The 9,492-nt window shown below is 66.3% G+C and carries 10 protein-coding genes; all 10 read left to right on the top strand.

Features of this window, described 5'->3' with window-relative positions:
* Positions 1-565 (top strand): flavodoxin-dependent (E)-4-hydroxy-3-methylbut-2-enyl-diphosphate synthase (locus tag A5634_RS13235; RefSeq protein WP_172831693.1); only part of this gene is annotated, 565 nt, incomplete at its 5' end.
* Between the two features lie 50 nt (positions 566-615).
* Positions 616-1,470, top strand: a complete 855-nt coding sequence (locus A5634_RS13230) for a GNAT family N-acetyltransferase (protein WP_065144502.1) — start codon at positions 616-618, stop codon at positions 1,468-1,470.
* Positions 1,471-1,697: 227 nt separating this feature from the next.
* Positions 1,698-3,506 carry a penicillin-binding transpeptidase domain-containing protein gene (locus A5634_RS13225; RefSeq protein WP_065144501.1) on the top strand — a complete coding sequence of 603 codons (1,809 nt, stop codon included), beginning with the start codon at positions 1,698-1,700 and terminating at the stop codon, positions 3,504-3,506.
* A gap of 55 nt (positions 3,507-3,561) precedes the next feature.
* A complete protein-coding gene (locus A5634_RS13220; RefSeq protein WP_065144500.1) occupies positions 3,562-4,146 on the top strand; it encodes a DUF1707 SHOCT-like domain-containing protein in 585 nt (194 codons plus the stop codon).
* Positions 4,147-4,184: 38 nt separating this feature from the next.
* Positions 4,185-5,042 (top strand): type I methionyl aminopeptidase, encoded by an 858-nt coding sequence (gene map, locus A5634_RS13215; protein ID WP_065144499.1) that lies wholly within the window; start codon positions 4,185-4,187, stop codon positions 5,040-5,042.
* A 75-nt stretch (positions 5,043-5,117) separates the two neighbouring features.
* Positions 5,118-5,672 (top strand): alpha/beta hydrolase, encoded by a 555-nt coding sequence (locus tag A5634_RS13210; protein WP_065144498.1) that lies wholly within the window; start codon positions 5,118-5,120, stop codon positions 5,670-5,672.
* Positions 5,673-5,691: 19 nt separating this feature from the next.
* Positions 5,692-7,068: a glutamine synthetase family protein gene (locus tag A5634_RS13205; RefSeq protein ID WP_065144497.1), complete on the top strand. Its 1,377-nt coding sequence runs from the start codon at positions 5,692-5,694 to the stop codon at positions 7,066-7,068.
* Positions 7,019-7,792, top strand: coding sequence for a gamma-glutamyl-gamma-aminobutyrate hydrolase family protein (locus A5634_RS13200; RefSeq protein ID WP_081290405.1), 774 nt, complete (start codon positions 7,019-7,021; stop codon positions 7,790-7,792). Before A5634_RS13205 ends, A5634_RS13200 begins: the two co-directional genes overlap by 50 nt.
* Entirely contained in the window at positions 7,789-9,156 is a 1,368-nt protein-coding gene (locus A5634_RS13195) for an aldehyde dehydrogenase family protein (RefSeq protein ID WP_065144496.1), read from the top strand. Before A5634_RS13200 ends, A5634_RS13195 begins: the two co-directional genes overlap by 4 nt.
* A partial coding sequence (locus A5634_RS13190) for an SDR family NAD(P)-dependent oxidoreductase (protein ID WP_155769524.1) occupies positions 9,156-9,492 on the top strand: 337 nt, incomplete at its 3' end. The genes A5634_RS13195 and A5634_RS13190, both read left to right, overlap by 1 nt.

Here is a 9,492-nt window from a genome sequence, read left to right as displayed (position 1 = left end):
CGCCGCCTACGAGCAACTGGCTGCCCAGTGCGACTATCCGCTGCATCTGGGTGTCACCGAAGCCGGTCCAGCGTTCCAGGGCACCATCAAGTCCGCGGTCGCCTTCGGTGCGCTGCTGTCGCGTGGCATCGGCGACACCATCCGGGTGTCGTTGTCGGCCCCGCCGGTCGAGGAAGTCAAGGTTGGGACGCAGATTCTCGAATCGCTGAATCTGCGGCCGCGCGGCCTGGAGATCGTCTCGTGTCCCTCATGCGGGCGCGCCCAGGTCGACGTCTACACGTTGGCCAATGCGGTGAGCGCGGGCCTGGACGGGTTGGATGTTCCGCTGCGGGTGGCCGTGATGGGTTGCGTGGTCAATGGGCCGGGGGAGGCGCGCGAAGCCGATCTCGGTGTTGCTTCGGGCAACGGCAAAGGCCAGATCTTCGTCAAGGGTGAAGTGATCAAGACGGTGCCCGAAGCCCAGATCGTGGAGACGCTGATCGAGGAAGCCATGCGGATCGCCGAGGAAATGGGCGTAACCGGGGGCGCAGCAGACAGCGGTTCGCCTATTGTGACCGTAAGCTGATAGAGGCCAAGCTCACTGGCCCTCGGACCCGCACCACAGAGAGTTTCCAGATGTCGGCTCCGCCCATCCTCCGCCTTGTCGGCGAGCGACGCGTTTCGGTGGTGCGTGATGCCGCCGCCGTGTGGCGAGTGCTAGGGGAGAACCCGGTCGAATCCTGCATGGTGGCCGCACGCGTCGCGGATTACGGCGTCGAGCCGAACTCGATCGGCGGGGAACTGTGGACCCGCGGGGGCGCCGAGGAATCGCTGTGCTTTGCCGGCGCCAACCTGATTCCGTTGCGCGGCAACATGATCGACCTGAACGCGTTTGCCGACGAGGCGAAAAGCACCGCGCGGCGGTGTTCCTCACTGGTTGGCCGCGCTGACCTGGTCCTGCCGATGTGGCGGCGGCTTGAGCCGGCGTGGGGCCCGGCGCGCGACGTGCGTGACGACCAACCGCTGATGGCGCTCAACAGCCATCCCAGTTGCGAACTGGACACCGAGGTGCGGCAGGTGCGGCCTGAGGAATTGGACGCTTACCTGGTGGCGGCGGTGGACATGTTCATCGGCGAAGTCGGGGTCGACCCGCGACTCGGCGACGGGGGTCGCGGCTATCGCCGCCGGGTGGCCAACTTGATCGCAGCGGGACGGGCGTGGGCCCGGTTTGAGCACGGGCAGGTCATCTTCAAGGCGGAAGTGGGTTCGCAGTCTCCGACGGTCGGTCAGATCCAAGGGGTCTGGGTTCATCCGGAGCGGCGCGGGCTGGGGCTGGGCACCACTGGAACTGCCACGCTCGCGGCGGTGATCGTCGGTAGCGGGCGCATCGCCAGTCTTTACGTCAACAACTTCAATACGGTTGCCCGTGCCGCCTACGCCCGCATCGGGTTCAAGGAAGTCGGCACTTTCGCCACGGTTTTGCTCGACTAGCCGCCGCCCCTCTGCCGCGAACCGATCCCCGCTGCGCCCGCGTCACCCGCGAACCGAACCCCACTGCGAAATTCGCGGCTGAAAATCGCAGCCGCGTTCGGTTCGCGGCATCTAAGAGCGAGTCGCGGGATCTAAGAGCGAGTCGCGGCATCTACGAGCGATGCGTAACGGTTAGGTCTCGGTGTGTCGGCCGCGATGCCGCCGCCGCCCCTTTAACATCAGTCTCGATGGTCACAAAAGCAACACTGGTCACTTCTGTCGCCTGTCTGCTGGTCGCCTTGACCGCGCTGCCCGGCTGTACCCCGAAGCCCGAGGGCCCCGGGCCGGCCGCCGAGAAGTTCCTCGCCGCGCTGTCCGTAGGCGACACCGCGACGGCAGCGCAGCTCAGCGACAGCCCCAACGACGCCCGCGAAGCGCTCAACGCCGCGTGGGCTGGATTGCAGGCAACCCACCTCGACGCGCAGGTGCTGAGCTCGAAGTACGCCGAGGACACCGGCACGGCGGTCTACCGGTTCACCTGGCATCTGCCCAAGAACCGAACGTGGAGCTACGACGGACAGCTGAAAATGGCCCGCGACGAGGGCCATTGGCGGGTGCGCTGGGCCACCACCGGTCTGCACCCCAAGCTGGGGGAGCACCAGACCTTCGCGTTGCGCGCCGACCAACCGCGACGCGCCTCGGTCAACGAGCTGGGTGGCTCCGACGTGCTCAAACCGGGCTACCTGTACAGCTACTCGCTGGACGCCAGCCAGGCCGGCGCCGACCTGATCGGCACCGCCCACGCCGTCATCGAGGCGCTGCACCCGTTCAATGACACGCTCAACGATCCGCAGCTGCTCGCCGAAATGGCCAGTTCGGCCACCAAACCGATCGACCTGGTTACGCTGCTGCCGGACGACAGCAATCGGGTCTTCCCGGCGATCGGCCGGTTGCCCGGGATCGTGATCACACCGCAGGACGCACTGCTGCCCACTGATCCCCATTTCGCGCCGGCGGTCATGGCCGAAGTGAAGAAGGCCGTCGTCGACGAACTCGACGGGCAGGCCGGCTGGCGGGTTGTCAGCACCAACCAGAACGGTGTCGACGTCGCCGTGCTGCATGAGGTACCCGGCTCGCCGGCGCCGTCGGTGTCCATCACCCTGGACCGCGCCGTGCAGAACGCCGCTCAGCACGCGGTGGACACCCGCGGTGGCAAAGCGATGCTGGTCGTGATCAAGCCATCGACCGGCGAGATCCTGGCGATCGCCCAGAACGCGGGAGCGGATGCCGAGGGTCTGCTGGCCACCACCGGTCTCTACCCGCCCGGGTCGACGTTCAAGATGGTCACCGCCGGCGCGGCGGTCGAACGTGACATGGCCACCCCGAACACCATGTTGGGGTGCCCCGGCCATCTCGACATCGGACACCGCACCATCCCCAACTACGGCGGTTTCGATCTCGGCGTAGTGCCGTTGTCGCGCGCGTTTGCCAGTTCCTGCAACACCACGTTCGCCGAGCTGAGCAGCAAGTTGCCGCCGCGCGGTCTCACCCAGGCCGCCAGCCGGTATGGCATCGGACTGGACTATCAGGTCGAGGGCATCACCACGGTGACCGGTTCGGTGCCCCCGACGGTCGATCTGGCCGAGCGCACCGAGGACGGGTTCGGTCAGGGCCGGGTGCTGGCCAGTCCGTTCGGCATGGCCCTGGTGGCGGCAACGGTCGCCGCCGGCAAGACTCCGGTTCCGCAGCTAATCGCCGGCCGGCCGACCGCGGTCGCCGGCGACAACACCCCGATCACCCCAAAGATGGTCGAGGCGCTGCGGCCCATGATGCGGTTGGTGGTCACCAACGGCACCGCCAAGGAAATCGCGGGCTGCGGCGAGGTCTATGGCAAGACCGGTGAAGCCGAATTCGCGGGTGGTTCGCATTCGTGGTTTGCCGGGTATCGCGGCGATCTGGCCTTCGCGGCGCTGATCGTCGGTGGCGGCAGCTCCGAGTACGCCGTCCGGATGACCAAGGTGATGTTCGACTCGTTGCCGCCGGGCTACCTGACGTAGCTTGGCCGACCCCGCCACGGCGGTAAGTTGGCGAGGTGGGCATTCAGGAAACGCCATGACCGATAGCGGTGGAGACATCGTGTCGATGCGGGTGTCGGACGCCGACCGAAACGGCACCATGCGACGACTGCACAACGCCGTGGCACTCGGACTGCTCGACATCAACGAGTTCGAGCAGCGTTCGTCGCGGGTCCAGTTCGCGCGCACCCTCAATGAACTCGATGCGCTGGTCGGCGACCTGCCCGGGCCGGGCGCGATCGTCACCTCCGCGACCGACCGGGTGGAGCTGCGAGGCTGGGCGGGATCGCTCAAGCGCCAGGGTGAATGGATGGTCCCCACCCGGCTGTCGCTGGTACGACGGGTGGGCTCGATCGACCTCGATCTGACCAAGGCCCGCTTCGCCGGGCCCGTCGTGGTCATTGAAATCGACATGAAGTTTGGTTCCCTGCACCTGCGGTTGCCCGACGGGGCCAGCGCCTCGATCGACGACGTCGAGGTCTACGTGGGCAGCGCGACCGATCACCGCAAAGACGCGCCGGCCGAAGGGACGCCGCACGTCGTGCTGACCGGCCAGGTCGTGTTCGGCTCGGTGATCATTCGGGGATCGCGCCGGGCATTGCTGCGCCGGCCCAGGTTCTGAACCACTCGCCGGACTCGAGCGCCGCTAAGCTGATCGACATGCCTGTCCGAACCGCCCTTTCCCCCGGCGTGCTGTCGCAGACCCTGCCGGTACCCAAGTGGATCGCGCGTCCGGAGTACGTCGGCAAGTCCACCGCCAAAGAAGGCACCGAGCCGTGGGTGCAGGAACCCGAGGTCATCGAGAAGATGCGGGTGGCCGGGCAGATCGCCGCTCGCGCGCTGCAAGAGGCGGGCAAAGCGGTCGCACCGGGCGTAACGACCGACCAACTCGACCGCATCGCGCACGACTACATGGTCGACAACGGCGCCTATCCCTCGACGTTGGGCTACAAGCACTTCCCCAAGTCGTGCTGCACATCACTGAACGAGGTCATCTGTCACGGCATCCCGGACTCGACGGTGATCGAAGACGGCGACATCGTCAATATCGACGTCACTGCCTACATCAACGGAGTGCACGGCGACACCAACGCAACGTTCCTGGCCGGCGATGTCTCCGAGGAGCACCGCCTGCTCGTAGAGCGAACCCACGAAGCGACGATGCGTGCCATCAAGGCGGTCAAGCCCGGCCGGGCGTTGTCCGTCGTTGGCCGCGTCATCGAAGCCTACGCAAATCGGTTCGGGTACAACGTGGTTCGCGACTTCACCGGGCATGGCATCGGCACGACCTTCCACAACGGGCTGGTGGTCCTGCACTATGACCAGCCCGCCGTGGAAACCGTCATCCAGCCCGGCATGACCTTCACCATCGAGCCGATGATCAACCTGGGCGCGCTGGACTACGAGATCTGGGACGACGGCTGGACGGTGGTCACCAAAGACCGCAAGTGGACCGCACAGTTCGAGCACACGTTGGTGGTCACCGAGACCGGCGCCGAGATCCTCACCCTGCCCTGACTTTGCCCTAACTTTGCCCCTGCCTTTGCGGAGGCAGGCAGACGCAGTTTTCGGTAGCTTTGGACAGTGTCCTCAATGATGACCACGCTGGACGGATTCGCCGTCCCGGTCACGGTGGCCGGCCCGGAAAACGGCGCGGTAGTCGTGCTGCTGGCCGCCGAGCAACGTGCCCCCGCCGCCTACGACGCGGTCTGCGAGCGGCTGCACAATGCGGCGCTGAAAACTGTTGTCATCGGCGCCGATCCCCGGCTCACACCCAAGACGGTGATCGGCATCCTGGACTCGCTCAAGATCGCATGGGCCGTCGTGGTGGGCGATCGCACTGGTGCCGAGTTGGCGTGGGAACTGGCGGCCACCAGGTTGGGCAGGTTCGCCGGCCTGGTGGCAATCGATCGCCCGCATCCTCGGGTTGCTGACGCCAACGGCGTGGTCCGCGACGAAAACTGCCCGCCGGTAGAGGTCGCCACGACCATCCTGGTCAGTACACCGGCGGTAAGGGACGCCGTCCGGGACAGCTGGCGCTACGTCTTCGGCGACTATCGGGTGGTGGACATGCTCGGCAGGCGCAACGCTCAGGAGTCGACCGCGCAGCTGGCCACCGAAATCGTGCTGCGCACCAGCGGCTGGTAGCAGTGGTTGATTGACGGTCATGACCCGGCAGGCAGGCACACCAAGGCTCTCGATGCAGGAGCTGGAATGTCTGGTCGCGGCCGGGGACATCGACACGGTAATCGTGGCGTTCACCGACATGCAGGGCCGACTCGTCGGTAAACGGGTGGCGGGAAGGTTCTTCGTCGACGAGGTGGCCGGCCGCGGTGCCGAGTGCTGCAGCTACCTGCTGGCCGTCGACGTCGACGTGAACACCGTGCCCGGTTATGCCATGTCGAACTGGGAGACCGGCTACGGCGACATGGTGATGACGCCGGACTTGTCGACGCTGCGGCTGGTGCCCTGGCTGCCCGGTACGGCGCTGGTGATCGCCGACCTGTCCTGGGCCGATGGCAGCCCGGTCGCCGTCTCGCCGCGCGCGGTGCTGCGGCGACAGCTGGACCGGCTGGCAGCGGAGGGACTGATAGCTGACGTGGCCACCGAGCTGGAATTCATCGTGTTCGACGAGTCCTTCCGGCAGGCATGGGCCGACGGATACCGGGACCTGACGCCGGCCAGCGACTACAACATCGACTACGCGATCATGGCGTCCTCGCGCATGGAGCCGCTGCTGCGCGAGATCCGGCTCGGTATGCAGGGTGCGGGCCTGCACGTCGAGGCCATCAAGGGCGAATGCAACGCCGGTCAGCAGGAAATCGGCTTCCGTTACGACGAGGCGTTGGTGACTTGCGACAACCACGCCATCTACAAGAACGGTGCCAAGGAGATCGCCGACCAGCACGGCAAAAGTCTGACGTTCATGGCGAAATACGATGCCCGCGAAGGCAATAGCTGCCATATCCATCTTTCGTTGCGCGGCCAGGACGGCAGCGCGGTGTTCTCCAGTGATACCTCGCCGCACGGCATGTCGGCCGCGTTTCAACACTTCGTCGCGGGCCTGTTGGTCAGCCTTCCTGAGCTCACTCTGCTCTTTGCGCCGAATATCAACTCTTACAAGCGATTCGCCGACGGCAGTTTCGCACCCACCGCGGTCGCCTGGGGGCTGGACAACCGCACTTGCGCGTTGCGGGTGGTCGGGCACGGACGCAACATACGGGTGGAATGCCGGGTGCCCGGCGGCGACGTCAACCAGTACCTCGCGGTGGCCGCGATGATTGCGGGCGGACGTTTTGGGCTGAGTCGTAGTCTCGAACTGGGCGAGCCGTACGCTGGTAACGCCTACCAGGCCACTGACGTCGGACGGCTGCCGAACACGTTGGCCGAGGCAGCCGAGCTTTTCGAGGCGTCGACCTTGGCGCGCGAGGCTTTCGGCGACGACGTCGTCGAGCACTACCTGAACAACGCGCGCGTGGAGTTGGCGGCGTTCAATGCGGCAGTTACCGATTGGGAAAGGACGCGTGGATTTGAACGCCTCTAAGTCCGGCGGCGGTGGAGCGCCGGTAGTGGGCATGTCGATGTACTTGGAGCAGGTGCGCGCCGGAATTTGGGATGTCCCGGCGGCCTATCTGCCGTCGGACTATTTCGAGGGCGTGGCGCTGGCCGGTGGTATCCCGGTGCTGTTGCCGCCCCAGCCGACACACGGGGCTGAAAGGCTGGTTGACAGCCTGGACGCGTTGGTGATCACCGGTGGCTACGACCTCGACCCCGCCGCCTACGGTCAGCATCCGCACCCCACTACCGACCAGCCGCGCACCAACCGCGACGAATGGGAGTTCGCGCTGCTGCGGGCCGCGTTGGACCGTGGGTTACCGGTGCTGGGCATCTGTCGTGGCGCGCAGGTGTTCAACGTCGCATTCGGCGGCACGCTGCATCAGCACCTACCCGAGGTGATCGGGCACTCGGGTCATCGCGCCGGCAACGGGGTGTTCACCAGGTTGCCGGTGAGCACCGTGGCCGGAACTCGGGTGGCGACACTGCTCGGGGAGACCGCCGATGTGCCGTGCTATCACCATCAGGCCATCGACAAAGTGGGGGAGGGTTTGGTGGTCGGCGCCTGGGACGGCGACGGTGTGGTCGAGGCGGTCGAGTTGCCCGGCGACAGCTTTGCCGTTGCGGTGCAATGGCATCCGGAGAAATCTCTGGACGATCTGCGGTTGTTCGTCGCCTTAGTCGACGCGGCCCGATCCTATTGCCGTCGATGACCAGCACCCAACTGGTCAACCCCGCCACCGAGGAACCGCTGCGGACCGTCGAGCATGCTGATGCGGCCGCCGTTGACGATGCGGTAGCGCGAGCCCGTGCCGCGCAACGCCGTTGGGCGCGGCTGGCACCGGCCGAGCGTGCCGCCGGGCTGCGCGCGTTCGCGGCCACCGTCGACGCTCACGTCGACGAACTGGCGGCCTTGGAGGTCGCCAACTCGGGCCACCCGATCGGCTCGGCCGAGTGGGAAGCCGGCAACGTACGCGACGTGCTGCAGTTCTATGCCGCGGGCCCGGAACGCTTGTCCGGCAAGCAAATTCCGGTCGCGGGCGGCATCGACCTGACGTTCAACGAGCCAATGGGCGTCGTGGGGGTGATCACGCCGTGGAACTTCCCGATGGTGATCGCGATGTGGGGAATTGCTCCGGCGCTGGCCGCCGGCAACGCGGTACTGGTCAAGCCGGCTGAGTGGACACCGCTGACCACCATCCGGCTCGGCGAACTGGCCGTCGAGGCCGGGCTGGACCCGGACTTACTGCAGGTGCTGCCCGGGCGGGGTTCCGTGGTGGGGGAGCGCTTTGTCGCCCACCCGGAAGTGCGCAAAGTCGTGTTCACCGGGTCCACCGAAGTCGGCAAGGAGGTGATGGCCGGCGCTGCGGCGCGGGTGAAACGGGTGACGCTGGAGCTGGGCGGCAAGAGCGCCAACATCATCTTCGCCGACTGCGATCTCGAGCGCGCCGCGGCATCCGCGCCGGCGGGCGTGTTCGACAACGCCGGGCAGGACTGCTGTGCACGCAGCCGAATTCTGGTGCAGCGCAGCGTCTATGACCGCTTCATGGCGCTGCTCGAGCCGGCCGTGCAGGACGTGGTCGTCGGTGACCCCGCAGCACGCGATACCCAGATGGGTCCGTTGGTTTCCCACGCACACCGCGAAAAGGTGGCCTCGTACGTGCCCGACGGTGCACCGGTTGCTTTTCGAGGCACCGCCCCCGCGGGCCCTGGGTTCTGGTTTCCGCCAACGGTTCTCACCCCACAACGCGACGATCGCAGCGTTACCGAGGAGATCTTCGGCCCAGTGGTCACCGTGCTCCCTTTCGCCGACGAGGACGACGCCATCGCGCTGGCCAATGACACCGAATACGGTCTGTCCGGGTCGATCTGGACCGACGACTTGTCCCGCGCGCTGCGGGTATCCCGGGCCGTCGAATCGGGCAATTTATCGGTGAATTCCCACTCTTCGGTGCGTTACAACACTCCGTTCGGTGGGTTCAAACAATCCGGAGTGGGCCGCGAACTCGGCCCGGACGCACCGCTGCATTTCACCGAGACCAAGAACGTCTTCATCGCGATCAAGGAGGAGCAGTAGTGGATCTGAGCGGCCGACTGGCTGGCCGGGTGGCCGTCATCACCGGCGGCGGCAGCGGTATCGGTTTGGCCGCGGCACGGCGGATGCACGCCGAAGGCGCGACCATTGTGATCGGCGACATCGACAACGAAGCGGGCGGGGCCGCCGCCGAAGCGCTCTCGGGATTGTATGTCCCAGTTGACGTTTCCGACGAGGAGTCGGTGAACAGGCTGTTCGACTCGGCGGCGCGCACCTGCGGTCTGGTCGACATCGCCTTCAACAACGCGGGTATCTCCCCGCCCGAGGACGACCTGATCGAGAGCACCGATTTCAGGTTGACGTCCTGGACGTGTTGCC

This window comes from Mycobacterium asiaticum, assembly GCF_001673365.1.
Lineage (GTDB): Bacteria > Actinomycetota > Actinomycetes > Mycobacteriales > Mycobacteriaceae > Mycobacterium > Mycobacterium asiaticum_A.
Note: the sequence above shows the minus strand (reverse complement) of the source record. Positions and strands in the feature narration are given on the sequence as shown.

Bases quoted from the DNA above. Each gene is read 5' to 3' on its own strand.
- A5634_RS13225 (WP_065144501.1), top strand. From the start codon at position 1,698: ATGGTCACAAAAGCAACACTGGTCACTTCTGTCGCCTGTCTGCTGGTC.
- A5634_RS13210 (WP_065144498.1), top strand. From the start codon at position 5,118: ATGATGACCACGCTGGACGGATTCGCCGTCCCGGTCACGGTGGCCGGC.
- A5634_RS13230 (WP_065144502.1), top strand. From the start codon at position 616: ATGTCGGCTCCGCCCATCCTCCGCCTTGTCGGCGAGCGACGCGTTTCG.
- A5634_RS13200 (WP_081290405.1), top strand. From the start codon at position 7,019: ATGCGGCAGTTACCGATTGGGAAAGGACGCGTGGATTTGAACGCCTCT.
- map (WP_065144499.1), top strand. From the start codon at position 4,185: ATGCCTGTCCGAACCGCCCTTTCCCCCGGCGTGCTGTCGCAGACCCTG.
- A5634_RS13195 (WP_065144496.1), top strand. From the start codon at position 7,789: ATGACCAGCACCCAACTGGTCAACCCCGCCACCGAGGAACCGCTGCGG.
- A5634_RS13205 (WP_065144497.1), top strand. From the start codon at position 5,692: ATGACCCGGCAGGCAGGCACACCAAGGCTCTCGATGCAGGAGCTGGAA.
- A5634_RS13220 (WP_065144500.1), top strand. From the start codon at position 3,562: ATGACCGATAGCGGTGGAGACATCGTGTCGATGCGGGTGTCGGACGCC.